The organism is Rhodococcus sp. Leaf233, from assembly GCF_001426165.1.
Taxonomy (GTDB): Bacteria; Actinomycetota; Actinomycetes; order Mycobacteriales; family Mycobacteriaceae; genus Rhodococcoides; species Rhodococcoides fascians.
Genome location: NZ_LMRO01000004.1, coordinates 79,961 through 105,784 on the forward strand (window position 1 = coordinate 79,961; position 25,824 = coordinate 105,784).

33 protein-coding genes and 1 riboswitch are annotated in these 25,824 nt (G+C 64.0%); of the genes, 15 read left to right on the top strand and 18 right to left on the bottom strand.

Annotated elements, in window-relative coordinates:
* Positions 1–9: 9 nt before the first annotated feature.
* A complete protein-coding gene (locus ASH04_RS07145) occupies positions 10–1,365 on the bottom strand; it encodes a putative bifunctional diguanylate cyclase/phosphodiesterase (protein WP_057473163.1) in 1,356 nt (451 codons plus the stop codon).
* 83 nt (positions 1,366–1,448) lie between these two features.
* A complete protein-coding gene (locus ASH04_RS07150) occupies positions 1,449–2,495 on the bottom strand; it encodes a substrate-binding domain-containing protein (RefSeq protein ID WP_235579957.1) in 1,047 nt (348 codons plus the stop codon).
* Between the two features lie 46 nt (positions 2,496–2,541).
* On the opposite strand from ASH04_RS07150, the gene ASH04_RS07155 reads away from it, so the two are divergent.
* The 4 genes from ASH04_RS07155 to ASH04_RS07170 all read left to right on the top strand — a co-directional run bounded on the left by ASH04_RS07155 (position 2,542) and on the right by ASH04_RS07170 (position 6,752).
* On the top strand, positions 2,542–3,741 hold the full coding sequence (locus tag ASH04_RS07155; RefSeq protein ID WP_032371426.1) for an MFS transporter: 1,200 nt from the start codon (positions 2,542–2,544) through the stop codon (positions 3,739–3,741).
* Positions 3,733–3,929: riboswitch (cobalamin riboswitch) on the top strand. It overlaps the preceding gene by 9 nt.
* Positions 3,917–4,945, top strand: a complete 1,029-nt coding sequence (locus tag ASH04_RS07160) for an ABC transporter substrate-binding protein (protein ID WP_057473164.1) — start codon at positions 3,917–3,919, stop codon at positions 4,943–4,945. (Overlaps the previous riboswitch by 13 nt.)
* Entirely contained in the window at positions 4,942–5,967 is a 1,026-nt protein-coding gene (locus ASH04_RS07165; RefSeq protein ID WP_032367955.1) for a FecCD family ABC transporter permease, read from the top strand. Before ASH04_RS07160 ends, ASH04_RS07165 begins: the two co-directional genes overlap by 4 nt.
* Entirely contained in the window at positions 5,964–6,752 is a 789-nt protein-coding gene (locus ASH04_RS07170; protein ID WP_057473165.1) for an ABC transporter ATP-binding protein, read from the top strand. The genes ASH04_RS07165 and ASH04_RS07170 overlap by 4 nt, the downstream gene beginning before the upstream one ends.
* Positions 6,753–6,832: 80 nt before the next feature.
* Here the strand turns inward: ASH04_RS07170 and ASH04_RS07175 are convergent, their stop codons facing one another.
* Positions 6,833–7,303 (bottom strand): nuclear transport factor 2 family protein, encoded by a 471-nt coding sequence (locus tag ASH04_RS07175; protein ID WP_027494954.1) that lies wholly within the window; start codon positions 7,301–7,303, stop codon positions 6,833–6,835.
* Positions 7,304–7,593: 290 nt separating this feature from the next.
* On the opposite strand from ASH04_RS07175, the gene ASH04_RS07180 reads away from it, so the two are divergent.
* Both ASH04_RS07180 and ASH04_RS07185 read left to right on the top strand, forming a co-directional pair.
* The gene (locus ASH04_RS07180) at positions 7,594–8,139 is read left to right on the top strand and encodes a tetratricopeptide repeat protein (protein WP_057473166.1); all 546 of its coding nucleotides are present in this window, start codon (positions 7,594–7,596) and stop codon (positions 8,137–8,139) included.
* Positions 8,136–8,567, top strand: coding sequence for a PPOX class F420-dependent oxidoreductase (locus ASH04_RS07185; RefSeq protein WP_057473167.1), 432 nt, complete (start codon positions 8,136–8,138; stop codon positions 8,565–8,567). Before ASH04_RS07180 ends, ASH04_RS07185 begins: the two co-directional genes overlap by 4 nt.
* Before the next feature lie 94 nt (positions 8,568–8,661).
* Here the strand turns inward: ASH04_RS07185 and ASH04_RS07190 are convergent, their stop codons facing one another.
* Together ASH04_RS07190 and ASH04_RS07195 are read right to left on the bottom strand one after the other, a co-directional pair.
* The gene (locus ASH04_RS07190) at positions 8,662–9,117 is read right to left on the bottom strand and encodes a DUF3237 domain-containing protein (protein WP_032389470.1); all 456 of its coding nucleotides are present in this window, start codon (positions 9,115–9,117) and stop codon (positions 8,662–8,664) included.
* Between the two features lies 1 nt (position 9,118).
* Positions 9,119–9,637 (bottom strand): phenolic acid decarboxylase, encoded by a 519-nt coding sequence (locus tag ASH04_RS07195; protein ID WP_200937296.1) that lies wholly within the window; start codon positions 9,635–9,637, stop codon positions 9,119–9,121.
* A gap of 60 nt (positions 9,638–9,697) precedes the next feature.
* Here ASH04_RS07195 and ASH04_RS07200 point away from each other — a divergent pair, with 60 nt between their 5' ends.
* Positions 9,698–10,141 carry a MarR family winged helix-turn-helix transcriptional regulator gene (locus tag ASH04_RS07200; protein WP_032367591.1) on the top strand — a complete coding sequence of 148 codons (444 nt, stop codon included), beginning with the start codon at positions 9,698–9,700 and terminating at the stop codon, positions 10,139–10,141.
* A gap of 115 nt (positions 10,142–10,256) precedes the next feature.
* On the opposite strand, the gene ASH04_RS07205 is transcribed toward ASH04_RS07200, so the two are convergent.
* From ASH04_RS07205 to ASH04_RS07215, 3 genes are all read right to left on the bottom strand, one after another.
* Complete coding sequence (locus ASH04_RS07205; RefSeq protein ID WP_200937297.1) at positions 10,257–10,751, bottom strand: hypothetical protein; 495 nt, start codon at positions 10,749–10,751, stop codon at positions 10,257–10,259.
* 117 nt (positions 10,752–10,868) lie between these two features.
* Entirely contained in the window at positions 10,869–11,738 is an 870-nt protein-coding gene (locus ASH04_RS07210) for an AraC family transcriptional regulator (protein WP_057473170.1), read from the bottom strand.
* 89 nt (positions 11,739–11,827) lie between these two features.
* A complete protein-coding gene (locus ASH04_RS07215; protein WP_057473171.1) occupies positions 11,828–12,697 on the bottom strand; it encodes a helix-turn-helix transcriptional regulator in 870 nt (289 codons plus the stop codon).
* 129 nt (positions 12,698–12,826) lie between these two features.
* Here ASH04_RS07215 and ASH04_RS07220 point away from each other — a divergent pair, with 129 nt between their 5' ends.
* Entirely contained in the window at positions 12,827–13,900 is a 1,074-nt protein-coding gene (locus ASH04_RS07220; protein WP_057473172.1) for an aldo/keto reductase, read from the top strand.
* Between the two features lie 22 nt (positions 13,901–13,922).
* Here ASH04_RS07220 and ASH04_RS07225 read toward each other — a convergent pair whose 3' ends face one another.
* Positions 13,923–14,384 (bottom strand): GNAT family N-acetyltransferase, encoded by a 462-nt coding sequence (locus ASH04_RS07225; RefSeq protein ID WP_057473173.1) that lies wholly within the window; start codon positions 14,382–14,384, stop codon positions 13,923–13,925.
* A 111-nt stretch (positions 14,385–14,495) separates the two neighbouring features.
* On the opposite strand from ASH04_RS07225, the gene ASH04_RS07230 reads away from it, so the two are divergent.
* Together ASH04_RS07230 and ASH04_RS07235 are read left to right on the top strand one after the other, a co-directional pair.
* Positions 14,496–15,221: an HAD-IA family hydrolase gene (locus tag ASH04_RS07230; RefSeq protein ID WP_057473174.1), complete on the top strand. Its 726-nt coding sequence runs from the start codon at positions 14,496–14,498 to the stop codon at positions 15,219–15,221.
* Positions 15,214–15,450: a hypothetical protein gene (locus tag ASH04_RS07235; protein WP_057473175.1), complete on the top strand. Its 237-nt coding sequence runs from the start codon at positions 15,214–15,216 to the stop codon at positions 15,448–15,450. Before ASH04_RS07230 ends, ASH04_RS07235 begins: the two co-directional genes overlap by 8 nt.
* 24 nt (positions 15,451–15,474) lie before the next feature.
* Here the strand turns inward: ASH04_RS07235 and ASH04_RS07240 are convergent, their stop codons facing one another.
* On the bottom strand, positions 15,475–15,924 hold the full coding sequence (locus ASH04_RS07240) for a MarR family winged helix-turn-helix transcriptional regulator (protein ID WP_057473176.1): 450 nt from the start codon (positions 15,922–15,924) through the stop codon (positions 15,475–15,477).
* A gap of 67 nt (positions 15,925–15,991) precedes the next feature.
* Here ASH04_RS07240 and ASH04_RS07245 point away from each other — a divergent pair, with 67 nt between their 5' ends.
* On the top strand, positions 15,992–16,666 hold the full coding sequence (locus ASH04_RS07245) for a hypothetical protein (protein ID WP_057473177.1): 675 nt from the start codon (positions 15,992–15,994) through the stop codon (positions 16,664–16,666).
* 6 nt (positions 16,667–16,672) lie between these two features.
* Here ASH04_RS07245 and ASH04_RS07250 read toward each other — a convergent pair whose 3' ends face one another.
* From ASH04_RS07250 to ASH04_RS07260, 3 genes are all read right to left on the bottom strand, one after another.
* Positions 16,673–16,885, bottom strand: a complete 213-nt coding sequence (locus ASH04_RS07250) for a hypothetical protein (RefSeq protein ID WP_027494940.1) — start codon at positions 16,883–16,885, stop codon at positions 16,673–16,675.
* A gap of 16 nt (positions 16,886–16,901) precedes the next feature.
* Positions 16,902–17,972 (bottom strand): phospho-N-acetylmuramoyl-pentapeptide-transferase, encoded by a 1,071-nt coding sequence (mraY, locus tag ASH04_RS07255; RefSeq protein ID WP_027494939.1) that lies wholly within the window; start codon positions 17,970–17,972, stop codon positions 16,902–16,904.
* A 115-nt stretch (positions 17,973–18,087) separates the two neighbouring features.
* Positions 18,088–18,912: a helix-turn-helix transcriptional regulator gene (locus tag ASH04_RS07260; protein WP_230074833.1), complete on the bottom strand. Its 825-nt coding sequence runs from the start codon at positions 18,910–18,912 to the stop codon at positions 18,088–18,090.
* A 67-nt stretch (positions 18,913–18,979) separates the two neighbouring features.
* On the opposite strand from ASH04_RS07260, the gene ASH04_RS07265 reads away from it, so the two are divergent.
* Together ASH04_RS07265 and ASH04_RS07270 are read left to right on the top strand one after the other, a co-directional pair.
* Positions 18,980–19,357, top strand: a complete 378-nt coding sequence (locus tag ASH04_RS07265; protein ID WP_032367582.1) for a VOC family protein — start codon at positions 18,980–18,982, stop codon at positions 19,355–19,357.
* 19 nt (positions 19,358–19,376) lie between these two features.
* Positions 19,377–19,763: a VOC family protein gene (locus tag ASH04_RS07270; RefSeq protein WP_027494936.1), complete on the top strand. Its 387-nt coding sequence runs from the start codon at positions 19,377–19,379 to the stop codon at positions 19,761–19,763.
* A 4-nt stretch (positions 19,764–19,767) separates the two neighbouring features.
* Here the strand turns inward: ASH04_RS07270 and ASH04_RS07275 are convergent, their stop codons facing one another.
* The 3 genes from ASH04_RS07275 to ASH04_RS07285 all read right to left on the bottom strand — a co-directional run bounded on the left by ASH04_RS07275 (position 19,768) and on the right by ASH04_RS07285 (position 21,418).
* A complete protein-coding gene (locus ASH04_RS07275; RefSeq protein ID WP_027494935.1) occupies positions 19,768–20,160 on the bottom strand; it encodes a VOC family protein in 393 nt (130 codons plus the stop codon).
* Positions 20,157–20,678 carry a mycothiol transferase gene (locus tag ASH04_RS07280; RefSeq protein WP_032367951.1) on the bottom strand — a complete coding sequence of 174 codons (522 nt, stop codon included), beginning with the start codon at positions 20,676–20,678 and terminating at the stop codon, positions 20,157–20,159. The genes ASH04_RS07275 and ASH04_RS07280 overlap by 4 nt, the downstream gene beginning before the upstream one ends.
* Positions 20,679–20,800: 122 nt before the next feature.
* On the bottom strand, positions 20,801–21,418 hold the full coding sequence (locus ASH04_RS07285; protein ID WP_032367950.1) for a LysE/ArgO family amino acid transporter: 618 nt from the start codon (positions 21,416–21,418) through the stop codon (positions 20,801–20,803).
* 72 nt (positions 21,419–21,490) lie between these two features.
* Between ASH04_RS07285 and ASH04_RS07290 the strand changes: the two genes are divergently transcribed.
* The gene (locus tag ASH04_RS07290; RefSeq protein ID WP_027494932.1) at positions 21,491–22,348 is read left to right on the top strand and encodes a LysR family transcriptional regulator ArgP; all 858 of its coding nucleotides are present in this window, start codon (positions 21,491–21,493) and stop codon (positions 22,346–22,348) included.
* Between the two features lies 1 nt (position 22,349).
* Here the strand turns inward: ASH04_RS07290 and ASH04_RS07295 are convergent, their stop codons facing one another.
* Both ASH04_RS07295 and lat read right to left on the bottom strand, forming a co-directional pair.
* Positions 22,350–22,754 (bottom strand): hypothetical protein, encoded by a 405-nt coding sequence (locus ASH04_RS07295; protein ID WP_027494931.1) that lies wholly within the window; start codon positions 22,752–22,754, stop codon positions 22,350–22,352.
* Positions 22,755–22,827: 73 nt separating this feature from the next.
* On the bottom strand, positions 22,828–24,123 hold the full coding sequence (lat, locus tag ASH04_RS07300; protein WP_162247521.1) for an L-lysine 6-transaminase: 1,296 nt from the start codon (positions 24,121–24,123) through the stop codon (positions 22,828–22,830).
* Positions 24,124–24,280: 157 nt separating this feature from the next.
* Here lat and amaB point away from each other — a divergent pair, with 157 nt between their 5' ends.
* Complete coding sequence (gene amaB / locus ASH04_RS07305; RefSeq protein ID WP_057473178.1) at positions 24,281–25,816, top strand: L-piperidine-6-carboxylate dehydrogenase; 1,536 nt, start codon at positions 24,281–24,283, stop codon at positions 25,814–25,816.
* The last annotated feature ends 8 nt before the right edge of the window (positions 25,817–25,824 follow it).

The following is a 25,824-nucleotide window of genomic DNA, read 5'->3' on the forward strand; positions in this document are numbered from 1 at the left end:
TTCGGTTCCTCATGCGGATTCGCTGTGGCTGCTGTGTCGGGTGATGTATTGCTCCAGTTCGGCGACGGGCATGGGTCGTCCGAGGAGGTGTCCTTGGCCGAAGGTTACGCCCATGTCGGTGCAGATTCGGAGTTGTTCGGTGGTCTCGATGCCTTCGATGACGGTGTCTTTGCCGAGGGTGGTGGTGACGTCGACGAGGGCGGTGCAGAGGGTGGTCATGGCGCGGCGTCGGTGCAGGTTGGTGCTGTCGAGGTGTTGGGTGAGGGATCTGTCGATTTTGAGGATGTCGACGGGGAGGGTGGCGAGTCGTTCGAGGGAGGAGAAACCGGAGCCGAAGTCGTCGATGGCGATGAGGACGCCGTGGCGTTGGACGTCGCGGAGTTGGTAGTGCACGGCGTCGAGGTCGTGCAGCGTCTGCGATTCGGCAAGTTCGAGTGCGAGTCGACCGCGTTCGATGCCGTGGGTGTCGACGATGTCGATGACGTCGGTGGCCAGGGTTCCTGCGGCGAAGTGCGCGGGGCTGACGTTGACACCGACTTGGAGCATGATCGCGCGGGATTGCCAGTCGGCGATGGTTGCCGCGACGTCGGTGAGAATCCACATGCTCAGGGGGACTATCAGGTCGTTGTCTTCGGCGAGGGGGATGAAGGCGTCGGGCATCAGAAGTCCGAGTTCGGGGTGGTTCCAGCGAACGAGGGCTTCGGCTCCGACCACGGCTCCGGTCGCGAGTTCGACGATGGGTTGGTAGACCATGGTGAGCTCGCGCGCGGTCATGGCGACTCCGCGCAGTCGTTCGAGGAGCTCGAGCCGAGTGCGGTTGGTGTGGTGCAGCTCGTCGGTGAAGATGTGATGCCGGTTGCGGCCGGTGGCTTTGGCGGCATGCATCGCGGCGGTCGCGTTGTGCACCAGCTGGGTGGCGCGATCGGTGCTCCCGGTGGTGGACGCGACACCGACGCTGGCGGTGAGGGTGAGTTGACGGCCGCCGAGCTCGAAGGGGGGCTCGAAGATGCTGGCGAATCCCGCGGCCATCGCTCGGGCTGCCAGGGAATGGCAGCCGTAGGCGACGATGACGAATTCGTCCCCGGTGAGTCGGCCGATGGTGTCGCCGGGTCGAGTCGATGCGGTGAGTCGGTCGGCGACCATGCACAGCAGCTCGTCGCCCTGGGCCGGTCCGAGCGCGTCGTTGAATTCACGGAAGCCGTCGATGTCGACGAGGAGGACGCTGAAGTGCTGGTCAGGGCCTAGGTCGACCAGCGCGGCGGTGATGGTGGCCAGGATTTCGTCCCGGTTCGCAAGCCCGGTGAGGGCGTCGAGCGTCGGGTTGGGGTCGGCACGGCGGAGCGGCGTGTCGTGTTCTCGACTCACAGTGCCCCCTCGTAGCCGGACGGCCACCGGCGATACTATCCGAAGAGTTTGCTTAACGCCTATAAACGGGGAGCACGCCCTTTTTACTGGCCCTCACACAGCGTGCCCGTCGACCCTCGCGTCTCGACGTTCCACACCGCCGCGTCGACCGTGTCGCTGAGACCGAGCACCCACCGGGCCGCCGCTCGGCCCTGGTCGAACAACGATTGCGCGACGGTGGTCAAGTGGGCCGCCGCCGCTGCAGAGGAGTCGTCCCATCCGGTCAGCGCGACGTGGCCGGGAATGTCGATTCCGGCACCCGTCGCCGCGTCGAGTGCGCCGAAGGCGAGTTCGTCGCTCATCGCGAATATCACATCGACGACGTTGTCGCGCAACAACAGTCGTGCTGCCCGTGTGCCCTCTTCGCGCGAATTGTGGGTGGTGAACAGCGTCGGTACCGTCGACCACTCGATTCCTCGACGCACGCACGCATCGCGGTAGCCCTCGAGTCGTGCGCGGGTCACCGGCATCGAGATGCCCGACGCGTCGGCGCCGCGCACCACCGTCGATTCGCGTCGCGAATCGGGTCGCAGTGCAACTATCGCGGGCCGACGCCGATTGCGCAGAGCAATGGTGGCGATCGCGTCGGCGGCCGCGCGGTCGTCGATTCCGATGGAGTGCAATCCCGGATGCTGAGGGCCGCCCTGGACGCAGGTGGGTCGACCGGTGCCGACGAGCACGTCGAGGACGGGGTCGTCGACGCCGGTGGTCCAGACGACATAGCCGTCGACCTGCGCGTCGCGAATTCTCGCAATATCGCTGTCGCGGTGCAGGTTCGGCAACATCACCAGCGCGGTGTCGGCGTCGAGACACGCGTCGGCGATGCCCGAGAGGAACCGTCGGGCCTGGGGATCCTCGAAGGCATAGGTGAGTTTTTCACCGAGTACGACGCCGACGCTGTTGTGCTTTCCGCTGCGGAGCGAGCGTGCCGCACGGTTGGGACCTGCGTATCCGAGGGCCGCCGCCGCTGCGTGGACGCGGTCTCGGGTGGCAGGCGAGACGCGGTCGGGCTGGTTGTAGGTGTACGAGACGCTCATGGTGGAGACTCCCGCAGACGCCGCGACGTCGGCCATCGTCACCCGATTGTTCACGGGGTCACCTTAGCGTGCGTCGACCATCTGTGTAACGATACACACCATGTCGTCGCCCCTCCCCAAGCTGCTGGTCCTCGGTGCAGCCGCCTTCATTTATGTCACGGCCGAAACGTTGCCCGTGGGTCTGCTTCCGGAGATCTCGGGCGATCTCGGCGTCGGCGAATCCGCAGTCGGTCTGCTGCTGACCTTCTACGCATACGGCGTCGCCGTCATGACCATGCCGTTGATCAGGTTCGTACGCGACTGGCCGCGGCGACGGGTCGTCGTCATCACCGTTGCAGCACTGGCCTTTTCGCAACTGCTGTCCGCGGTGTCCGTCGGGTACCCGATGCTGGTGCTGTCGAGGATGCTGTGCGCGGCCACCCACGGAGTCTTCTGGGCCGTGGTCGCACCCGTCGCGGCGTCACTCGCACTTCCCGGTAAGCAAGGAAAAGCGATCGCCACGGTGTACGCCGGCACCTCGTTGGCGTTGGTCGCCGGAAATCCGATCACCGCGGCCATGGGTCAGTGGTTCGGGTGGCGTACTGCTGCAACGATTCTCGGTGTCGTCGCCGCCGCTATCGCGGTGGCGCTCTACTTCGTCCTCCCCGCACTACCGGTCACCCGAGCAGCTGCGGGCAACAAGAAATCACCGCGGGTGCTCGACGGCACCCTGGCGATCCTGTGTGGAGTGACGTTCCTGGCCGTCCTCGGCCATTTCGCCGCGTACACGTACTTCTCGCTCATCGTCGATCGCGCAATCGGTTCGGCCGGAACCACTCTGACGCTGATGCTGATGCTCTACGGTTTGTTCGGGGTCGTCGGTATCTGGGTGATCGGCAGAACGTACGACCGTTGGCCGCGGCCCTCCACCATCGCTGCTCTGGGTGCCGTCGCGGCCGCGACGGCGATCCTGTGGGGCACCCTCAGCGCAGCACCGGGCAGCCTGGCCGTCCTCGCTGTCGGGGCGATCGCGTTGTGGGGTCTGGCATTCACCACACTGCCGGTCTGCATCCAGTCCGCCGTGGTGCGGGCCGCCCCTGCCGACGCCGACAAGGCGTCGGCGATCTACGTCGTCGCCTTCCAACTGGCCATTGCCACCGGGGCCCTGGTGGGGGGCGTCGTCGTCGACGCCAGGGGCATCGGGGCGGTGACCGCTGCGGCGACGATCCTGGTGGCTGTGGCACTCACAGTCGTAGTGGTCGCGCGCAGAGCCTTTCCGAGCTCGTATCCGTCGGTACCGGTCTCGACGCCGGCGCACTGACCTCTCGGCGCTCTCGCGCGATAGGGTCAGCACGCGACGAACGAGGGAATCCGGTGCAATTCCGGAGCTGGCGCGCAACGGTGACGGGTGAGAGCTCGAAGTCCGAATGCTCGGACGTCGTGATCGAACCCCACCCGCGGCTCCGCGACACGAGCCCCAAGCAGGAAGCTCTTCGATGCGTACCTCTCTCGCCGCACTAGGCGCTGTCTCCATCCTTCTGGTCTCCGGTTGTTCGACCGCGTCGACCCCCGACGCGTCCACCGACACCTCCGGGAACTATCCCCTGACCCTCGAGAACTGCGGACGCGACGTCGTCGTCGACGCACCACCGCAACGCGCGGTGTCGTTGAACCAGAGCTCGACGGAGATACTGCTCTCGCTCGGCCTCGCAGACCGGATGGTGGGCACCGCCACCTGGACCGACCCGGTCCGCTCGAACCTCGAATCCGAGAACGCCAGGGTGCCGAGGCTCGCAGACAACAAGCCATCGCTCGAGGTCGTGTTGGATACCGAGCCCGATTTCGTGTCCGCGTCCTTCGGCGGCACACTCGGACCCGGGGGCGTCGCAGATCGGAGCAGATTCGAGCAACTCGGCGTGCCGAACTACCTCTCGCCCACCGACTGTCAAGGCAAGACGGACGAGAGCGTCAATTCCGACGGTGCCCGCACGGAGCCGCTGGTGATCGACACCGTCTATCGGGAGATTCGCGATCTCGCGGCGGTCTTCGACGTACGAGACCGCGGTGAGCGTCTGGTCGCCGAACTGCAGGATCGGTTCGAGAAAGCCTCCGGCTCGGTCGACGCGTCAGGTGTGTCGTTGGCCTACTGGTTCGCCGACACCGACACGCCGTACATGGCAGGTTGCTGTGGATCGTCGGGCATCATCACCGACTCCGTCGGTGCCGAGAACATCTACGCCGACACCACCGACGAATGGCCACAGGTCAATTGGGAGAGTGTGCTCGATCGCGACCCGACTGCACTGGTGCTCGCAGATCTGAGCCGACGCAGTATCGCCGGGGACGCCCTGGACAGCAAGATCGATTTCCTCGAGTCGAACTCGGTCACGAACCGGATGCCCGCCGTCGAGAACAAGCGGTACATCGTCGTCAACGGTGCCGATCTGAACCCGTCCATTCGGACGATCGACGGCGTCGAGAAAGTTGCGGCCGCGCTGCAGGATTGGGGAATGGCGTCGCGATGAGCCGCACCGATCGCGGGGTGCTCGTCCCACTGCTGCTCGCAGGATCGGCGTTGTTGGTGCTCTCGATCGGCGTCGCCGTCACCATCGGACCCGCGAACGTCTCGGTGCCCGACGTATATCGAGTGATATTGACGCACATGGGTATCGGGAGTTCGGGAGTCAGTCGCATCCAGGACGGAATCGTCTGGGAGCTGCGCCTGCCCCGGACCTTGCTGGCCGCCGTGTGCGGTGCGGGTCTTGCGCTGTGCGGTGCGATCATGCAATCACTGCTGCGCAACCCTCTCGCCGATCCCTTCGTCCTGGGCATTTCGTCCGGTGCATCCACCGGAGCGGTCCTCGTCGCGGTTCTCGGCGTCGGCGGTGGTGCATTGTCCTTGTCCACAGGGGCATTCGCCGGTGCGCTGCTCTCGTTCGTCCTGGTGATGCTGCTGGCCGCAGGGGCGGGCGGCGGAAACGACCGCGTGGTGCTGGCCGGGGTCGCGGGGACGCAGCTGTTCTCGGCACTGACGTCGTTCATCGTCATTTCCTCGGCCGACGCCGAACAGACACGCGGCGTGCTGTTCTGGCTTCTCGGATCGCTGAGCGGTGCCGACTGGTCGGACGTGGTCCTGTGCGGATCGGTTGCGCTGCTCGGAATGGTGGTGTGTCTGTTCAACACCTCGGCCCTCGACGCCTTCACATTCGGGCACGACGCGGCCGCGTCTCTCGGTGTTCCGGTCAAGTGGGTGCGAATCCTGTTGTTGGTCATCACCGCACTGATCACGGCCTCGCTCGTCAGCGCCGCCGGAGCCATCGGGTTCGTGGGTCTCGTTCTGCCGCACGCCGCACGTTTTCTCGTCGGCGCACGGCATCGACGGCTGCTGCCGACGACGGTGGTCATCGGCGCGATCTTCATGGTGTGGGTCGACACCATCGCCCGAACGCTGTTCGCCCCGCAGGAGATACCCGTCGGAGTGGTGACCGCACTCATCGGCGTGCCGGCATTCGCGCTCATTCTGTTTCGACTCAGGAGATCCCGATGACGTTGCACGTCAACAACATCCGGTGGACCCGTGGCGGGAACCCGATTCTCGACGGCGTCAGCTTCGCGCCGGAACCGGGCGAGACCATCGGGCTCATCGGCCCAAACGGCTCCGGCAAATCGTCGCTACTACGAATCCTCGCCGGCATCGTGGCACCCGACAGCGGCGACGTGCTGCTCGACGGAAAGAACCTGCGCACCCAACGTCGTCGCAGCATCGCCCGCCGCGTAGCGATGGTCGACCAACACTCCGACACCGACGTCGACATCACCGTCCGCGACGTCGTACGCCTGGGCCGCATCCCCCACCACGGCATCCTCGGCGGAGACACAGCAGCCGACGACGCCGCGATCGAACAGGCACTCACCGACACCGCTATGGCGTCGAAAGCCACCCGACGCTGGCACACCCTCTCCGGCGGAGAGCGCCAACGCGCCCAGATCGCACGGGCCCTCGCTCAACAACCCACCGAACTACTGCTCGACGAGCCGACCAACCACCTCGACATCCAACACCAACTCGACATCCTCACCCTCGTCGCAGGACTACCCCTGAGCAGTTACATCGCCCTCCACGACCTCAACCTCGCCGCCATGTTCTGCAACCGCATCATCGTCCTGAACAACGGCAGCATCGTGGCATCGGGAACCCCACACGAAGTGATCACCGAACACCTGGTGCGCGAGGTGTACAACGTGCACGCCAGCGTGTCGCATACCGACGACTACCCCCAGGTTACCTATCGCCGCCCCCGACCGACCGCCCCCGGAGTCCACTCGATGTGACATTGACCCCCGAAAAGGCCACTAGATGTCACATTGAGTACCCGGGGAAGGGGCAAAACCGGGGGGAGGGGAGACCGAATCTAGAGTTGGCGCAATTTCCGCTCGAATGCGTCGATGCGCGTGGTGTCCTCGAAGAAGTCCTCTTGCGAGACGATTTTGCCCCAGCTGGTGCGGACAAGGAGCACCGTTCGGTTGCTGTACAACTCGGTGCCGTCGGCTGCGTGTGCTTGGTCGTCGAAGCGGACGAGGAGGGTCATGCGCCAGGGGGCTCCGCCGCTGTAGATTTCCGTGACCTGTCCGCGGATGCCGGCGGCGACGAAGTCCTGGAAGAACTTTTCGATTGCCGGTCGTCCGCGGTGGGTGCCCGACCATCGGCTGTCACCGTCGGCGAATTTGAGCACCGCGTCTCGGTGGAACGACGAGAGCAGTGGGCGATAGTTTCCGTTGTTGAGCGCCTCGATGTCTCGCTGCAACTTGAGGGTCAGCACTCGCATCAGCAGAAGCTTGCATGCGAAGGCCGTCGAGATGCCGGCCAGAAATCTCAGTTGCATGGCTATACGTTTGCTTACCGTTCACCGACGTGTCAATCGAGTGGGACGTTTCGAGACCCGGCTTCACCCAGGTCGGTGGTGGTGCTGTTCACCATCTTTTCGAGTTCGCAGCCCGGCCGATACCGTCGATGACGACTCACACCGATCGTGTACTTCGCTTCGGTTCAGAGAGCATCACAGAGTGAAGGTTCCAAGCGTAGGCATGCTCTGCAAGGATGGACTGGTGAGGGGACGAACGTGAGCGCATATCGTTCGTCGGTCGCTGTCCGGCCGAATCCCGGGGGGCCCAGATGGACTCCATAGCTGCGTTCTGGTGCCACGCAGATGACGGCGAGCCTGCTCTGATGCGGTCGGAGATGAATCAGTTGCTCTCGGCGACAAGGCTTTCCCGAGCAAGGGCCCTGTTCGAACGTGCGTCGCTCGAGGATTTTCTGGGCGAAGAATCGGCTGCGATTCCGTTGTACGAGGCGGCGCTGTCGAGTGGGCTCGATTCCGTGCACGAGAGCAAGGCCAGAATTCAGCTCGCCAGTTCGCTGCGTAATGTCGGGCGACTCGAGGACGCGTCGCGTGTGCTGAAAGACTTCGAGTTTTCCGACGAATTCTCTTCTGCGCGAGATGCATTCATGGCCTTGATCTTGTGGGATCTGGGCGATGGTGCTGGCGCGCTGAGGGCGGCTCTGCAGGCAGCGAAGCCTGCGCTGGGCACATACCGTCGCGCAATCGGAACGTATGCGGACGACCTCCGTACCGACAGGCCGAGGAACAACGGCACCGACGACCGTGTTGCCCACCATGATCGTGCCAGTTCGCTCGACGACCCCGAGGTGAAGCCATGACCAGCGGAGCATTCGATCCACACGACCTCCTCGAGCGCAGCCGACTCGGCGTACTCGCCACGATAAAAGCGAGCGGCCTGCCGCAACTGTCCCCGGTGACGCCGTTCTACGATCGCACCCAGCGAACAATCAAGATTTCGGTCACCGAAGGACGAGCGAAGACGGCGAATTTACGCCGAGACCCGCGCGCTGCACTCGAAGTGGCCAGCGCCGACGGCAAGGCCTGGGCAACAGCAGAAGGATCCGTCACCCTCACTGGACCGGGCGCGAACCCGAACAGCCCCGAAATCGATGCGCTGGTCGGCTATTACCGCGCCGCCGCCGGAGAGCACCCCGACTGGAACGAATACCGCGCCGCGATGGCCGCGGATCGCCGAGTTCTGGTGACCATCGCCGTCGACCACGTCTATGGCGAAAGCCTCACCTGATCGCCTAGGCAGTCCACTCGATGTGCCATTGACCCCCGAAAAGGCCACTGAATGTGCCATTGAGTGCACTGGGGTCGGTGCATATCTGCCTCCGTCATGTGAGTTGGTAGACGTCCAGTTCGACGGAATTCGGTAAACGCTCACCGGTGGCCACGAAGAGTGTTCCGTTCATCCAGCTGAGGGAGTCGGCGGACGTCGACAGTCGGGGAAAGGTGCGGAAGTAGATTCGGTCGGCGGGAACCTGCTCGCCGCGAGTCAATGCGTCGATGTCCTGTTCGCTGCCGGTGCGCACCCCGACGTTATGGACCGAGATCCGTTCGCCTGCGTCGGTCTCGAGTGCATATCGGGCGTCGAGTTCGGTGACAGTGGCCGATCTGAGGACCTGGTGGTCGGCGCCGCCAGCCAGGACGCGTCCTCGTATCACCGGCCCGTCGACGGTCCCACCGAGGATCGGTACGAGGCGTCGATGCCCGTCGCTGACCTGGCCGAGATCGATGGGCTCCCCGACCGTGACGGACAAGTGCGCGACGAACGTCAGATCGGGGCGCACGTCAGTTCGTTCGGTCTGCGAAGCCGTCGGGAAGATCGCCAGGTGCGACGGACACGATGGTCTCGTCGTCGGCTCCGACGTTCTCGAAGAGCGTGATCGTGGCGAACTCGGGGACGACATAGATGGGGTAGGTCGGTCCGGCGTCGCGGTACGCATGCATTTCGTCGACGTGATCGTTCTGGTAGAGGACCGTTTTGGTTCCGTCCAATTCGATCCACTGCGGGAAGAAGATGGTTCCGTGCAGACGACGCTTTCCTGGGATGACGTTGACGACGACCGAGGTCCCGGTGGGCTCGTTCCACGAGATCTTGTAGACGTCGTCGTCGAGCTGGACGAGATCGACTTCCTGGTCCTTGACCCAGCGTCCGCCGACCATGCCGGTGTGAATTCGGTAGTCGATCGTGGTCGCGTTCTTCACATACATCTCGTACTGCCAGCTGTTGGCGTACGTGTAGATGAAGCGATGCCCGACGATGCCGCTCACATCTTGGCTGGGGATGGGGTTCTCGACTGTGGTCATGGTCTTCATTTTGTCACAAAACTATGTTTGCGGCAAAACTATCTGTGCGATCATCGACGCATGGACTCCACCGCAACGGAATTGGGCCGACAGCTGGGGCCCCTGCGGCGATCACTGCTCCGGGCGACGCGGGATGTCGCGCAGCTGCCCGACATCGCCGACTCGCACATCGAGGTGATGCGAGCCCTCGCAGCAGAACCGTCCATGAGTCCGGGACGCCTTGCCGCCCGCCTCAACCTGGCCCGATCCACCGTGAGCAACCTGATCAGAGCGATGGTCGACGCCGGCCTGGTGGAAAGATCGATAACCGCCGGTGACCTTCGAGGGGCGACACTCACCGCATCGCCGAAAGCTGTGAAGCTCCTCGCCGAATACGACGCGGCGAGCTCCCGAGTACTCGCGGACGCACTGGACGAACTGAGTCGACACAACCGCGAGGCCATCGCCGCAGCTCTGCCGGCCTTGGCGGAAATCACCAGCATCCTCTCCCGCCGTAGCTCCTGATTCTCGGCGGTGCGCCCGCACCCACGCAGTCCACTCGATGTGCCATTGACCCCCGAAAAGGCCACCGAATGTCACATTGAGTACCGGGATGTCGTACTAGTGCTCCCTGTTTCGATCAGCGACGCGTGTTGATGTCGAGGACAAGCCGAGGAGTGCGCATCTGACCGACTGTCGACCACCAGCGGTGTGCGGGATACGACAGTCGAACCACGAAGTAGTTGACGAATTCGACAACGGCGAACAGCCACACGACGAGCAGTGCGACGCCAATTCCGGCGCTCGACGGGAACCATACGACGACACCGATGAGCCCACCCGCCAACAGTGGGACGTTTGCGACTCGACATACGCGATAGAACGCGCGAATGACCGGTGGCATCGGGTTGAGTTCGACCCAGGATCGCGCCATCAACCAGTAGATTCCCGCCTGCGCGAGGACGGCAAGCAACGGGGTGAGAGCAGACCACATGGCCAGTGAGTCCTCTCGACCGTCGAGCCGTGGTTCTGCCATGGTGAGCGCAATCGAAGCAAACACCGCTGCGGCGGACAGCTCACCCAGGCCGAGCGACAGATACCGTCGCCGCAACTCGTTCCGGCGACCACTGGACATCACGCCAGATTAGTCATGAGTTGGCACCGACACCCGCCCCCATAGTCCACTGGATGTGCCATTGACCCCCAAAAAGGCCACCGAATGTCACATTGAGTGACCAGGGCGGGCGGGGAGTCATTGGTTGCGGGCAACCGGGATCCAGAGTTCTCCGGCTCCCGATGACCAGTCGGGGGTGTTCTCGGTGACGGTCAGAATTTCCGGGCCGGGGGTGATGTGGAAGGGGTGGGAGGGGAACCACTCGCTGAATGCGTCGGCCCAGAGTTGTTGTAGTGCTGGGGCGAGTGCGGTGTCGCTGCGTGTTTCGAAGACCGCCCATGTCGATGCGGGGACGCTGAGGGAGTCCAGGTCGGCCGGTACGGGGGCTGTGGTGGCGACGGCGAAGTAGTAGTCGAAGAGACTGCCGTCGGTTCGGTCGGCTTCGAAGCCATCGCTGACGAAGAGGATGTGGGGGAGTTCGGGCAGGTCGGCGTGTCGGCGGAGTCGTTCGCCGAATCCGGTGGGCAGGGTCTGGTGGAACTGGGTCATGGCGGTGTTCTCGCCGTGGAATGTGAGGGGGATTCGCGTCGATTTGCCGATGATGTGGAATGCGGGCAGTTCGGTGATGCGGTAGTCCATGGTGCTCTTTCCTTCGATGGTCAGGTGAAATGCCAAGGGTGGTCTGGAGCGGAGGGTGGTCCCTGGCTTGCGGGCGTGGGATGGTGTGACCCCGTGCATGTCTCGGAATGCGCGAGTGAATGCGTCACCGCTGTAGCCGTACTTGGTCGCGACGTCGAGCACCCCGTTGCCGGCGAGAATGTCTGCGGCTGCCAACGACATTCGCCGTTGTCGGATGTACGCCGACAGTGGGATTCCGGCCAGTGCGGAGAACACGCGTCGAAAGTGATAGTCGGACGTGAGGGTGATGCGAGCAAGCTGTGCCGGGTCGATGTCGTGGTCGAGGTTGTCCTCGATGTAGTCCAGTGCTGCATTCCATCGTTCGAGCATGTGCCGGTGGCCTTTCCTTCGTTCTGGTGACAACGATAGGGAGGCGCAGGCACGGCTGGCTCGACTTTTCGAGCCCGGCTGCGTCGGGTTCAGATGGTGCGCAGATGCCGTCCGCGTCGCCGCGCACGGAGGCGACCGAGTTCGGCCAACGCGGCATGCGATTGTGCGTCGGCCGGGCGATATACGATCAATCGAAGATCCGGGTCGCCGAGTGGAGTGAGGACGTCGAACGTCACGGTCACCGGGCCGACGAGCGGGTGCCGCATCGGCTTGTCTCCCCGGCTTCGTATCGATACTTCTCGTGATTGCCAGTATCGCGAGAATTCGGCACTGCCGTGTTGGAGTTCGTCGATCAGCAGGGCGAGGTGAGTGTCGTGCGAGTGGTCGACCCACGCGGCACGCAAATCGGCGACGGCACCGCGGACGACGTCGTCGCGTGACTCGTAGAAGCCGTCGAATGATTTGTCCAAGAAGCACATTCGGAGGACATTACGACTCTCGGCGGGCCGTTCGTCTATGTCGAGCAGCAGGGCGGCCATGGTTTCGTTGATGGCCAGGATGTCGAGTCTGTAATCGAGGACCATGGCAGGCAGCGGCTCGACGTCGTGTACCAACTGGGCGATTCCGTCGGGAATCTTTCGGTCGGTGGGCCGTTCGGGTGCACGATGCCCCGCCAACGTGAACAGGTAGCCCGTCTGGTCGCCGGACAACTTCAAGGCCCTCGACAGTGACCCCACCACCTGGGCGGACGGTCGGATATCACGGGCCTGCTCGAGCCGCACGAGATAATCGACGCTGACACCGGCGAGCGCGGCGACCTCCTCGCGCCTGAGTCCGGGGGTCCGGGAGGCCCCGATCCGCGGCGGCAGACCGACGTCGGACGGAACGAGCGATTCACGTCGAGACCGCAGGAAGGCCGCCAGTTCTCGGCGGGCCATCTCCGGTGGCGTCGTGGTCATTCCACACAGCGTAGGTCAATTCGGACCAGTCAGCCTGGTATCGCGCGTCCCAGGATGACCATGACCTTCCCGCTTCTCGACCGGACCGGCACTGTGAGCCGGACGGATCGATCGAGAAGGAGACACACGATGACACGGATGGACGACTATCGACTCCTGGGACGCTCGGGACTGCGCGTGGCACCGTTGTCGTTGGGGGCCATGACATTCGGGGACGCCTGGGGGTGGGGAGCCGACAAGCAGGAGTCGAAACGCATCTTCGACGCTTATCTGGACCTCGGAGGCAACATGATCGATACCGCGAACATCTACACCGACGGTCAATCGGAGCGGTATCTGGGGGAATTTCTCGAAGGTTGTCGCGACTCGGTTGTCGTATCGACCAAATATGGGGCGACGCGCGATCCGGCGGACCCGAATGCGGGTGGCGGCGGGAGAAAGAGCCTGCGTGGTTCGGTCGAGGCCAGTTTGCGGAACCTGGGCACCGACTACATCGATCTGATGTACCTGCACGCATGGGACGGTGTGACGCCGAGCGACGAGATCATGGCCGCCCTCGGTGACTTGGTGCAATCGGGAAAAGTTCTCTACCTCGGCATTTCGGATACGCCGGCCTGGGAGGTCGCGCGAATGCAGACCCTTGCGCAGCTACGCGGATGGCCACCGCTGTCCGCACTGCAGGTCGAGTACAGCCTGATCGAGCGCACTACCGAACGCGAATTGTTACCGATGGCAGCAGATCTGGGTCTCGGTGTGGTTCCGTGGTCACCCCTCGGCGGGGGTGTGTTGACGGGTAAGTACACCGCTGCCGACCTCGAAGGGGCGAGCTCGAATTCACCGACGGGCAGTCGGCGCGATCACGCGAGGTCGAACCGAACACTGACCGAACGTGGGCTGCGCACAGCCGACATCGTCGTCGAGGTGGCAGAAGAGCTGGGTGCGACTGCGGCCCAGGTGGCGTTGGCATGGACGCTGCTGCATCCCGCCGTCGTCAGTTCGTTGATCGGTGTGCGGACCGCAGAACAGTTGCAGCACAACATCGGTGCCCTCGATATCGTCTTCGACGAGTCGCAGTTTGCTCGACTGCAGTCGGTCAGCGCCATCGACATGGGGTTTCCGCACGAATTCCTGGCGCGTCCGATGGTCCGCGGGGTCACGAGCGGGCGGACGTCGGTGCGCCCACGCCCACTGCGGTCCTGGTGATCGGACCTGGTGAGCAGTCGAATCAGGACGACGGTGATCGACGATAGGTCAACGGATCACCGTCGTGCACGACCGTGAAACCTGCCTTCTCCAGCACTCGGCGCGACGCCGCATTGCCGCGTGCGACTGACGCAACCGACGCGAGGTTGCCCACGGTCTCGCGGACCTGGCCCAGCATTTGCCCAGCACAGCCGCGTCCCCAGTGGTCCGGATGCACCCAGTAGCCCACCTCGACGTGATCGGCTCGACGGATGAGGCTCAGCAGTCCGACCGGTACCGCGTCTTCGACGCCGATCGACCACATCGGCAGGTCGGGTGTATCGAGGTCCGTCGTCGCCAATGCGCGGTTGAATCGACCATCGAAATAGGTTCTTGTCCAGGGTTTTCCGTCGCCCACCCACCGCATGACGGAGGCGTCCGAGGCCATCGAGTACAGGAATTCGGCATCGGTGGCAGTTGCCCGCCGTAGCCGGGTCGACGTCACAACCGCCGACCATCGATCGGTCGAGGGTCGGCCAACCGCAGTACGATGCTCATGACCTGCAGACGATAGAGGCATCCGGATCCGACCGCCACCGAATACCCAAGGAGCCCGATGAACCTGGCCGACTACGACGTCTTGAGCTTCGATTGCTACGGAACGCTGATCGATTGGGAGTCGGGGATCGGCGACGTGCTCGGCGCATGGGCTGCGGATGCAGGATCGCCGATGTCCGAAGACGAATTGCTCGCCGCCTATGCCCCCAATGAAGCACAGGCGCAGCAGGATTCACCGTCGACGCTCTATCCCGACATCCTGGCCGACGCATTCGGACGAACAGGCGACGCGCTGGGTATACCGGTCACCCCGGACTGGTCAGGCAGACTCGCCGGCTCCGTTCCGGACTGGCCGGCCTTTCCGGACTCGGCGGACGCACTGGTATCACTCGCCGAGCACTACAAGCTGGTGATTCTGTCCAACGTGCACCGCGCGGGTTTTGCCGGTAGCAACCGTCGGCTCGGCGTTGAATTCGATGCCATCGTCACAGCCGAGGATGTGCACGCATACAAGCCGGCGGACAACCATTTCGATGCGCTCGACGCGATCCTCGACGACTTCGGTGTGCCCAAATCACGTCTCCTGCACGTGGCACAGAGTCTGTTCCACGATCACGTCCCGGCGCGGCGTCACGGCCTTGCGTCGGTGTGGATCGATCGCAGACACGATCGGCCAGGGTGGGGCGCAACACCGGAGCCGAACGGCGACTACGGTTTTGCGGTGCAGTTCCCGAGCATGGCAGAGTTCGCCGACGCAGCCCGCGGGACGCACGGCAATGCGTAGGTTGAGCACCCTGGTCGGGTTGTGTCTCGGATTGATCGGTTCGCTCGGATACTTGCTGTGGGAGATCAGGCCGCGACGGGTCAACTACGCGTTCGTCGTGGACAGTTCGAGTTACATCCGCTCGTTGGGAATCACCTACACAACGGCGTTCGTCATCTTCGGCCTGCCCGTCCTCGGCGCTGTTCTCGGCCTCGTGGTCGGCGTTCTGTTGACGAGAAGGCGACCGTGACGCTCTCGGCGTCGAGCGACTTCCCTACCAATGCCAGGCGTCGCCGCCGACGTTCTCGATGGTTCGTTGCAGGACGCGGATGGTGGTCGCGAAGTCGTCCTGACTGATTCCCTGCATGCGTTCGTCCTGCAGCATTCGTTGAATGTCCACGCCGCGGGCAAATCGTTGCTGACCTTCTGGTGTGAACTTCAGGCGTGAATCGGATTCGATGATCAAACCCTTGTCGGTAGCGGAGCCGATTGCCTCGACGATCGCGGCAGGGGTGTCGTTGTGTCCGATCGTGTCGATCGTCCTCGCTCGATCGGCACCAGCGGGATGCAGTGAAATCTGATGCAGGAGCCACCATTCGGCCTGGGTGATCCCGATGTCGCGGAGCGCGCCGCGTGTTCGAGCGCGGACGGCCTCCCCGGCGCGGACGGTCCAGAAGCCGATGGGTTGCTTCTCGGGTGGTTGCATGGGGCGCTGTGTCGTCATGCATCGAACGGTAGAACCTGAACAATGCTTCAGGTCAAGAGACCGACTGGCCGGTAGAGTCTCGCGCGTGGACAGACCATCCGGCAGAGGGCTCGTCGCAGTGCTCGGGGGCGTCGGCGCGGCCACAGGGGCTGCGGCCGCGGTGGTGTGGCACGTTGCGATCACCGAACCGCCGGACACTCCTGGGACGGCACATCTGCGACCGAGCTGGTTCCCCGTGTCGCTGTATCTCGTTGCCGCCGGGGTGGCTCTGGCTCTGGTGGTGGCGTGGTTTCTCGTCGATTCCGGAATGCGCGTCGTCAGAGACCGTCAGTACAGTTCCGCCCACCTGTTCACGTTGCTGATCCTCGTCGGTGCCGCGCTGGGAGCGGGCAGCGCCTTCGCGTGGACGCACTGGCCGCCGCAGCAGTTGGAGAGAGCTCCAGATCCCGCAGCGGCGTGGGCTCGGTACATCGTGATTCACAGTGGTGCAACCGAAGTCCCGCAGTCGTCGTTCGGCACCGCACCCGCGGACATATCCGGCATCGGGATTCAGGACGATGAGGGTTACGTCGGAAATCTCTTCAGTTCTGATGCTGCTGTCGACGACGCGTCACCGTCGACCTTCACCCCGATCATCGGCAGTCCGTGGACGGTGTTTCCCGTCGGCGGTGTTGTCCTTGCAGCGGTTGCAGCATGGACGTTGTCGCTGAGGGATTTTCGGTTGACTGCGGTGTCGCGATCGGACCCGGATGCGCTCTAGCGAGCCCTACTCGTCCGTGCGCAGTTCGTCGACCAACGTGAACAGCCTGCCCAGGTAGTCGCTGTGAAAGACCTCGGTGGCGCGGATCTTTGCGTTTCCGTCGAGTCCGAACTGAAGGTTGACGAGTTCGACTCCGATGGCGACGCGTCGAGCATCGAGGGTCTCGAGTTCGGCGGCGAGAGCATCGACCTTGGCCAGCGGAGACAGTTCGTCGGTCATATCGGAATCGTAGAGGTCAGCCGACGGCTGCGAGGAACTCGCTGTAGAACAATCCGAGCCCCAGCGCCGACGCGATGGCCGCGAACAGCCACAGTCGGATGATGACCGTTGTTTCCGCCCAGCCACCCAACTCGAAGTGATGGTGGATCGGTGCCATCCGGAACGGCCGCTTGCCGGTGGACTTGAAGGACGCGACCTGGATGACCACCGACGCGCTCTCGGCGACGAAAAGGGCTCCGAAGACAACCGCGATCAGCTCGGTCTTGCTGACGACGGACAGGCCGGCGAGCAGACCACCGAGTGCCAGGGAGCCGGTGTCGCCCATGAAGATCTTGGCCGGTGCCGCGTTCCACCACAGGAATCCGATGCACGCTCCCGCGGCCGCCGCGCACACGACAGCGAGGTCGAGGGGATCACGCACTTGGTAGCACCCGGCCACCGAATTGGTGGCGCACGATTGCCGGTACTGCCAGAACGTCATCACCGTGTAGGCGCCGAGGACGAGGGTCATCGAGCCCGCCGCCAACCCGTCGAGCCCGTCGGTGAGGTTGACGGCATTGGACCAGGCAACGACGAGAAACACACAGAACAGCACGAAGACGATCGGAGCCATCGTGAAGAACGTCGACTGACGCACCAGTGACAGTTCGACGTTGCCCGGCGTCAGCCCGTTGCCGTTGCGAAACTGCAGAGCCAGAACCGCGAAGATCACCGCGGCACTGATCTGCCCGACGTATTTTCCGGTGGCTTTGAGGCCGAGGCTTCGCTTCATCCGGAGCTTGATGTAGTCGTCGAGGAAACCGACGATGCCGAGGGCGGTCGCGAGACCGAGGATCAACAGCGCCGATGCCGACGGCCCGTCGCCTCCCATCGCCACGAGGTGGGAACCGAGGTAACCGGCCCACAGACCCACGATGATCGCGACGCCGCCCATCGTCGGCGTTCCTCGCTTGGCTTGGTGGCTCGCCGGGCCTTCGACGCGAATCTCCTGGCCGAAGCCCTGCCGGGTGAACAGCGCGATGAGAAATGGCGTCAACAGAATCGAGACCGCCAATGCGATTCCACCGGCGACGAGAATGTTGATCATGCGTTGAAGCCCACTCTTCCTCTGTGCTGCGGTTGCCCACCGGGTGCTACCGAGCACCGCGGGATACTGTGCCAAACGAATCGGCAAAAGTCGCATTGCGTGACGAAGGTGTTACTCACAGTTGATACGTACCGGGAGACACACCGACCAGTTCGGTGAACTCGCGGGTGAAATGCGCCTGGTCGAACCATCCGTACCGCGCGGCCAGTTCCGCCAGCGACCCGCTGTATCCGTTGTCGAGATCACTGAGGGCGTCGTGAATCCGATATCGGCCCAGAACCCACTTGGGCGTCGCACCGACATAACGCTCGAACAACCGCTGTAGCCGACGAGTCCCGATGCCACATCTGTCCTCCACCTGGCCGACGCGTATCAGCGTCCGATCACCGAGCATCGTGCCGATGACATCCAAGACGATCTCGTACTCCGGCTCGACATCGTGGGCGTAGGGCTCGAGAACCGCGTCGACGACGGTTCGGCAGTGGTCGGCATCGTGCTGTGAGTCCAGTCGCGTCAACGCGGCGACGGTCTCCAGCCGGAACGGGGTGGGCGGAGCTACTGGGACGTCTCGCAGAGTTCGGGCCACGGTTCCGGTGAAGCTCGCGTAGCCGCCGGGTCGGAACTTGACGCCGAACACCCACCCGGAATCGGCGAGTTCGACGTCGAACCGTCGGGTCAGCACTCCGGTCACGACCACCGGCTCGGTGACGCCGGCGCGGGTCCAGCCGTGCTCGACGCTGAGCGTGCATGCCGGGTGGGGCAGGGTCGAGCTGCGATACGAGATGCCCGACGGCAGATCCCACCGAAGTTGCCAGTAGTTCTCGACCCACGGTTCCAACGACGCCGCACACGGCAGCCGGACCAGGTCGACATACTGCGCCAGCTGATCCGGCCGCAGGACACCGGCGTGGGTGGCTGTCGCATTTTTCCTATCCGGCACGGGCGTCAGTGTAGGAGTCTGGTCCGACACCTTCGAGAAACGATCGACGCTGTCGAGGAGAAACACCATGAACGATGCACCCGTGGCAACCCTGAAGATGGTCACGCTGGACTGCGGAGATCCCGAGGCCAGCGCGACGTTCTGGTCTGCGTTGCTCGGCTGGACCGTCGTCCACGCGGAGAAGGATTACGCGATGCTGCAGGGGCCCTCCAGCGCGCTCGGATTCGGACGCGTGGAGAATTATCAGCGGCCGGAGTGGCCGAACACGAAGGGCAGCAAACAGTTTCACTTCGATCTCGCGGTCGACGATCTGGATGCGGCCGCGAAAGCCGCAGTGCAGTTGGGGGCAACTGTGCCCGACGAGCAACCGGGTGAGACCTGGCGTGTGCTGTTGGATCCGGCCGGGCATCCGTTCTGCCTGACAAATGCCGCGAACTGGGGCTGACGTGGCTACCCTTGTCCGGGTGAAACCACGTCTGGCAGGAATCGAAATCGTCGTCGCCGATATGGCAGTTGCATTGGCGTTCTACCGCGTTCTGGGACTGGACATTCCGGCCGAGGCCGATGCCGAGCAACATGTGGAGGTCGACCTCGGTGGGGTTCGGTTGTTGTTCGACCTACCCTCGACGATCACCTCGTTCGATCCGACGTGGACCGCGCCCAGCGGAGGCCACCGCGTCGCGCTGGCATTCGACTGCGGCACGGCCGCCGGAGTCGATGCCGCGTGGGCCGCAGTGACCGACGCGGGGTACACAGGGCACCTGCAGCCGTGGGATGCGTTCTGGGGGCAGCGTTATGCCGTCGTGCACGATCCCGACGGCACCACCGTCGATCTGTACGCGAACGTGTGACCGGTCAGCTCACCGGAGCGATGATCTGAATCAGGTTGCCGCAGGTGTCGTCGAACACGGCGGTGATCACCGGGCCCATCTCGGTGGGCTCCTGAGTGAACCTGACACCCAGTCCGACAAGCCGATCGTGTTCGGCTGCAACGTCTTCGACGGCGAACTGGGTGAACGGAATGCCGTCGGTGAACAGTGCCGTCTTGAACGGGCCGGTTGCCGGATGGCCGCTGGGCTCGAGCAGTAGCTCGGTGCCCTCCGGCTCCTGAGGAGATACGACCGTGAGCCAGCGATCTGTTCCGCCCATGGGAATGTCGTGCTTGACCACGAAGCCCAGTACGTCGGTGTAGAACGCCAGTGCCTTGTCTTGATCGTCGACGAACACACTGGTGATGTTGATTCTCATTGCGGCCCCTCGCCTGTGGGCCCGCCGGTCAGTTCGACGGCGACGTCGAGGTGGCCGAGATGGCGGGCGTATTCCTGCAGTACATGAAAGCAGATCCAGATCAGGGTGGGCTGTTCTTCGGTGAATCGTCCACCCAGGGTGGCCACGTCGTCCATGCGATGAGACCGCAGCACCTGCTCGGTCAGTCGAGCGCCGTCGTCGAGGCGCGCGAGCAATGCCGCCGCCGGCACGTCGGTCGGCACATGCCAGGATCCGTCCTTCTTGTCCCCCCACGGATCGTCGACGGCGCGCCCGAGGAACCCCCAGACGAACCAGCGCTGTTCCATGTACACAAGATGGATGAGCATCTCGAGGGGAGTCCACTGCGACGGCACAGCCGACGTGGCCAGCGCGTCGTCACTCAACGCGGCGATCCGCCGGGCGAGCTCACCGCGGTAGAAGCGGAGGTACTCGACGAACAGGTCGGCGGGATCGGACAAGGAGGACTCGGGCTCCGGGAACGTCGTCAGCTGTGCCATGGGTCCTTCGTATCGGGTGGTGGGCTGCGTGTCCATTCTGTGGATGCGAAATCGGGATGAGGGCCGCGATCGAGAATTGTGGACACTCAGCTCACTGCTCGCGCTCCGTCGGCGCGGCAGACTCAGCCAAACAACAGCAGCGCGGCCAGGGTGAGCATCATGATTCCGATACCGAGATCGAGGACCCGCCACGCCGTCGGCCGCGCGAACAGGGGGCTGAGCACGCGCGATCCGTATCCGAGAGCGGTGAACCAGAGCACGCTGCCCAGCACGGCACCGAGGGCGAACCACCACCGAAGCTCGCCCGGCTGCCGGTTACCGATGGACCCGAGAAATACGACGGTATCGAGGTAGACGTGCGGGTTGAGCCACGTCAACGCGAGACACGTTGCGACAGCGGCGATCAGCGAGCCCCCACCGCCGCCGTCGGTGGTCATCGCCGCTGGGGTGCGGGCGCGGTTCAGCGCCATCACTCCGTAGACGAAGAGGAACAGCGCTCCGAGCACGGTGACGACGCGTAACGCCAGCGGAAACCGGTCCACGAGGACGCCGATGCCCGCCACCCCGGCGACGATCAGCACGGCGTCGGACAGCGCGCACACCGCAACCACCGGGAACACATGGGTGCGTTGCAGGCCCTTGCGCAGGACGAACGCGTTCTGCGCACCGATGGCGACGATAAGGGACAGGCCGACTCCCAATCCGGTCAACGTCGATTGTGCTGCGGCAAGCGAGGTCATGCTGTTCACGCTAGGAGGCGACCAGCATTAGAGCCAGCGAATGTTTTTCACCATCGGTAAGTGTAACTTCATATTGTGGAGATCGAGCAGCTCAGAGCGCTGACAGCAGTAGTCGACGGTGGAACTTTCGAGGCTGCCGCACGTGCATTGCATGTGACCCCGTCGGCAGTAAGCCAGAGAATCAAGTCGCTCGAAGCGTCGTTGGGGCGCACCCTGGTGCAGCGGACGAAACCGGTGGTGGCCACCCAGTCGGGTGCCGCGGTACTACGCCTGGCTCGTCAGATCGATACGCTCACGGATCAGACGAGGGCCGAGCTCAACGACGACGGCGTCTCGGCCCCCATTTCGATTGCCGTCAATGCCGATTCGATGGCGACGTGGGTGCTGCCTGCGCTCGCGCCACTCGCCGGTACGACGACCTTCGATCTGCATCGTCAGGACCAGGACCGCACGGCCCAGCTCCTGCACGACGGAATCGTCTCTGCTGCAATCACATCGGTGTCCGAACCGGTCCGTGGGTGTACCGTCCGATCCCTCGGCGCCATGCGCTACCGGCCGTCGGCAACCGAAAAGTTCATCGAGCGATGGTTCGGTGCCGGCACGACGATCGAGGCACTGAGCACCGCACCGGTGGTGGTGTTCGATGCCGACGACCGATTGCAGGACAACTACTTACGGCACCGAGGCGTCGATTCGCATACTCCGCCCCGTCACCTCGTCCCGGCGTCCTCGGACTACGCCCGGGCGGTGGAACTCGGCTTCGGCTGGGGAATGATCCCGGACCTCCAGGACTGTGACTCGCTGACGTGCTTCGACGCCGACGGCATCGAAGACGTTCAGCTGTACTGGCAGCAGTGGTCGCTGTCGTCGCCTGCACTGCAGCGAGCGGCCGACGCCGTCGCAGCCGCGGCAGCGACCGTGCTGCGGTGAGTCACGCCGGACTGTCGTTCGGAACGATGTCGGGCTGCCCATCGCCGACGGGATCGAGAATCGCCGCCGCGCGGGCACCCCACCGCTCGTGCGCCGATTGACGAGACATGCCGACCGCCTGGCCGATGATCGCCCACGTCGCACCCTGAACGCGCAGCACCACAACGGTTTCGATGCCGTCGAGCCCCGCCGCCAGTTGCACACGAAGACTCAACAGATGCCACGCGAGGCTCCGTCGTGCAGGCAGGTCGGTCGACTGCTCTGCCTCCCATTCCGGTGTGCCCGGCAGTGGGCCGGTGCCGATGATCTCGTCGGCAATGCGACCGGCCTCGGTGGCTGCGGCCGTCACGACCGCCCGTGTTGCCGCAGTGATGTCGGCCTCGGCGGCCAGCTCGATCGGATCCATGATCCACCTCCTGTGTCAGGTTTATCCTGACAGAAGGCTGCGGCTGATGTCAAGGATTACCTGACGCGGTGGGTCAGAGCCGATTCAACACCCGATCGATGGACTCGATTGCCTGTGTCAGTTCGGCTTCGGTGACCGTCAGTGCCGGCCGGAATCGCACTGCCGCGTCGCCGCAGCCCAACGCGAGTACGTGCTCCTCGGTGCGCAACAGTTCGATCACTCGGTCGCGGGTCGTAGCGTCGGGCAGGGAGAAGGCGCACATGAGTCCGCGTCCACGAACCTCGGTGACCATCGCATGTCGAGTTGCCAACTCCTGCAACTGCTTCAGCAGCACTGTTCCGAGTCGGCCGGCGCGTTCGATGAGGTTCTCGGCTTCGACGACCTCCAATATTTTACGCGACCGCACCATGTCGGTGAGGCTGCCACCCCACGTCGAGTTGATTCTGGAGCTGACCGCGAACACGTGGTCGTCGATGTCGTCGACGCGACCGCCCGCCATCACGCCGCAGACCTGGACCTTCTTACCGAAGGCGACCACATCCGGGACGACGTCGAGCTGCTGGAAAGCCCATGCGGTGCCGGTCATTCCGGCTCCGGTCTGCACCTCGTCCATGACGAACAGTGCGTCGAACTCGTGGCAGAGTGCGCGCAGCTTCTGCAGGAAGCGGGGGCGGAAGTGGTGATCCCCGCCCTCGCCCTGGATGGGTTCGATGATGGCGCAGGCGATGTCGTGCGGATTGGCTTCGAAGGCCAGCCGCGCGGCCGTCAACGATGCGTCTTCGAGCTCGTCCATGTTCGCGTCGGATCTGATGAACGGGGACGGAATTCGGGGCCAGTCGAATTTCGGGAAGCGCGCGACCTTGTTCGGATCGGTGTTGGTGAGGGACATCGTGTACCCGGTGCGCCCGTGGAACGCGTGCTCGAAGTGCATCACCTGCGAGCCCAGGGACGGATCGATGCCCTTGCGCTCGTTCCACCGGGACTTCCAGTCGAATGCCACCTTCAATGCGTTCTCCACTGCCAATGCACCGCCCTCGACGAAGAACAGGTGCGGTAGCCGAGCATCGCCCAGCACCCGGGCGAACGTGTCGACGAAGCGTGCCATCGGCACGGTGTAGATGTCGGAGTTGCTGGGTTTGTTCATCGCCGCCTGTAGCAGGTCGGCCCGGAAATCCGGATCGTCGGTCAGGGCGGGGTGGTTCATACCCAGGGCATTGGACGCGAAGAAGGTGAACAGATCCAGGTAGCGAGTGCCGTCTCGGGCGTCGACCAGGGTGGACCCGGTAGAGGCGTCGAGGTCCAGGACCAGCTCGAAACCGTCGGCCAGTAGGTGTTCACCGATCACGCCGCGGGCGGTCGAGGCGTCGATGGGCACTCCGGTGCGCTGTAATACTTGCGTCATGATGACGAACATACGCGTTAATATTCCGTAAGCAAGACCATTGGGCAGGAAATAATACTGTTGTAACCCCCGTCGGTAGGCTTATGTCCGACGGTTCGATTCTCTCCACGGAAGGTGTACGCGCATGTCTGCATCCATCACCCACGACGAGCTGAGTGTGCGTACGCGCGCCATTCTCGACCGGCTGGGTGCGACGATCGCGCTCGACGTGCCGGCCGGTCCCGACGCGATCACCGCGAGATCGCCGATCACCGGCGGAAATTTGGCGTCGCTGGCATCGGCCTCTGCCGCAGACGTCGACGGTGTCATCGCGGACGCAGCTGCGGCGTTCGTCTCGTGGTCGCAGGTGCCGGCACCGGCGCGGGGTCAGGTGATCCGAGAACTCGGGGAACTGCTGCGTACGCACAAGGAGGACCTCGGCGCCCTGGTCTCCATCGAGGCCGGAAAGATCGTCTCCGAGGGGCTCGGGGAAGTGCAGGAGATGATCGACATCTGCGACTTCGCCGTCGGCCTGTCACGTCAGCTGTACGGCAACACCATTGCCACCGAACGCCCCGGGCATCGCATGATGGAGCAGTGGCATCCGCTCGGTGTCGTCGGCGTCATCACGGCGTTCAATTTCCCTGTCGCGGTGTGGAGTTGGAACACGGCGTTGGCGTTGGTGGCGGGCGACACCGTGATCTGGAAGCCGTCGGAGAAGACCCCGCTGACTGCCGTCGGCGTGCAGGCTCTGTTCGAGCGTGCTGCTGCCGCTGCAGGTGTCGATCCCAAGATCGCTCAGTTGGTGATCGGGGACCGAGCGTCCGGTGAAGCGCTGGTGGATGATTCGCGTGTTGCTCTGGTGTCGGCAACCGGTTCGACCAGGATGGGCAAGGCTGTTGCGCCGCGGGTTGCGCAGCGATTCGGGCGCGTGCTGCTCGAACTCGGCGGCAACAACGCGGCGATCGTGACGCCGTCGGCAGACCTCGATCTCACGACGCGCGGGCTGGTGTTCTCGGCTGCGGGTACGGCCGGTCAGCGGTGCACCTCGCTCCGACGCGTCATCGCGCATTCCTCGGTTGCGGACGAACTGGTGGCCAAGTTGGCCGCGGCGTACGAGACGCTGTCCATCGGATCTCCCTTGGAGAGCGACACTTTGGTGGGTCCGCTCATCGACGCGGGCGCGTTCGCCGGCTATCAGAAGGCGCTCGAGGCCGCCAAGTCCGACGGCGGAACGGTGGTGGTCGGCGGTGAGCGCGTGAATGTCGTCGACGAGTATTCGTACTACGTGCAGCCCGCGATCGTGACGATGCCCGCCCAGACCGACATCGTCAAGCACGAAACGTTCGCGCCCATCCTGTACGTGCTCACCTACGACACCCTCGACGAGGCCATCGCCCTGCACAACGATGTGCCGCAGGGACTTTCGTCGTCGATCTTCACTACCGACCTGCGTGAAGCGGAACGTTTTCTGTCGGCTGCTGGATCGGACTGCGGCATCGCTAACGTCAACATCGGTCCCTCCGGTGCCGAGATCGGCGGTGCTTTCGGCGGCGAGAAGGAAACCGGTGGCGGACGCGAATCAGGTTCGGACGCATGGAAGGCCTACATGCGTCGGGCGACGAACACGGTCAACTATTCCAACGAACTGCCCCTGGCGCAGGGAGTGAAATTCGGCTGACGGCATGA

Bases quoted from the DNA above. Each gene is read 5' to 3' on its own strand.
- ASH04_RS07155 (WP_032371426.1), top strand. From the start codon at position 2,542: ATGTCGTCGCCCCTCCCCAAGCTGCTGGTCCTCGGTGCAGCCGCCTTC.
- ASH04_RS07160 (WP_057473164.1), top strand. From the start codon at position 3,917: ATGCGTACCTCTCTCGCCGCACTAGGCGCTGTCTCCATCCTTCTGGTC.
- ASH04_RS07165 (WP_032367955.1), top strand. From the start codon at position 4,942: ATGAGCCGCACCGATCGCGGGGTGCTCGTCCCACTGCTGCTCGCAGGA.
- ASH04_RS07170 (WP_057473165.1), top strand. From the start codon at position 5,964: ATGACGTTGCACGTCAACAACATCCGGTGGACCCGTGGCGGGAACCCG.
- ASH04_RS07175 (WP_027494954.1), bottom strand. From the start codon at position 7,303: ATGCAACTGAGATTTCTGGCCGGCATCTCGACGGCCTTCGCATGCAAG.
- ASH04_RS07180 (WP_057473166.1), top strand. From the start codon at position 7,594: ATGGACTCCATAGCTGCGTTCTGGTGCCACGCAGATGACGGCGAGCCT.
- ASH04_RS07185 (WP_057473167.1), top strand. From the start codon at position 8,136: ATGACCAGCGGAGCATTCGATCCACACGACCTCCTCGAGCGCAGCCGA.
- ASH04_RS07195 (WP_200937296.1), bottom strand. From the start codon at position 9,637: ATGACCACAGTCGAGAACCCCATCCCCAGCCAAGATGTGAGCGGCATC.
- ASH04_RS07200 (WP_032367591.1), top strand. From the start codon at position 9,698: ATGGACTCCACCGCAACGGAATTGGGCCGACAGCTGGGGCCCCTGCGG.
- ASH04_RS07205 (WP_200937297.1), bottom strand. From the start codon at position 10,751: ATGTCCAGTGGTCGCCGGAACGAGTTGCGGCGACGGTATCTGTCGCTC.
- ASH04_RS07210 (WP_057473170.1), bottom strand. From the start codon at position 11,738: ATGCTCGAACGATGGAATGCAGCACTGGACTACATCGAGGACAACCTC.
- ASH04_RS07215 (WP_057473171.1), bottom strand. From the start codon at position 12,697: ATGACCACGACGCCACCGGAGATGGCCCGCCGAGAACTGGCGGCCTTC.
- ASH04_RS07220 (WP_057473172.1), top strand. From the start codon at position 12,827: ATGACACGGATGGACGACTATCGACTCCTGGGACGCTCGGGACTGCGC.
- ASH04_RS07230 (WP_057473174.1), top strand. From the start codon at position 14,496: ATGAACCTGGCCGACTACGACGTCTTGAGCTTCGATTGCTACGGAACG.
- ASH04_RS07235 (WP_057473175.1), top strand. From the start codon at position 15,214: ATGCGTAGGTTGAGCACCCTGGTCGGGTTGTGTCTCGGATTGATCGGT.
- ASH04_RS07240 (WP_057473176.1), bottom strand. From the start codon at position 15,924: ATGACGACACAGCGCCCCATGCAACCACCCGAGAAGCAACCCATCGGC.
- ASH04_RS07250 (WP_027494940.1), bottom strand. From the start codon at position 16,885: ATGACCGACGAACTGTCTCCGCTGGCCAAGGTCGATGCTCTCGCCGCC.
- mraY (WP_027494939.1), bottom strand. From the start codon at position 17,972: ATGATCAACATTCTCGTCGCCGGTGGAATCGCATTGGCGGTCTCGATT.
- ASH04_RS07265 (WP_032367582.1), top strand. From the start codon at position 18,980: ATGAACGATGCACCCGTGGCAACCCTGAAGATGGTCACGCTGGACTGC.
- ASH04_RS07275 (WP_027494935.1), bottom strand. From the start codon at position 20,160: ATGAGAATCAACATCACCAGTGTGTTCGTCGACGATCAAGACAAGGCA.
- ASH04_RS07280 (WP_032367951.1), bottom strand. From the start codon at position 20,678: ATGGCACAGCTGACGACGTTCCCGGAGCCCGAGTCCTCCTTGTCCGAT.
- ASH04_RS07285 (WP_032367950.1), bottom strand. From the start codon at position 21,418: ATGACCTCGCTTGCCGCAGCACAATCGACGTTGACCGGATTGGGAGTC.
- ASH04_RS07295 (WP_027494931.1), bottom strand. From the start codon at position 22,754: ATGGATCCGATCGAGCTGGCCGCCGAGGCCGACATCACTGCGGCAACA.
- amaB (WP_057473178.1), top strand. From the start codon at position 24,281: ATGTCTGCATCCATCACCCACGACGAGCTGAGTGTGCGTACGCGCGCC.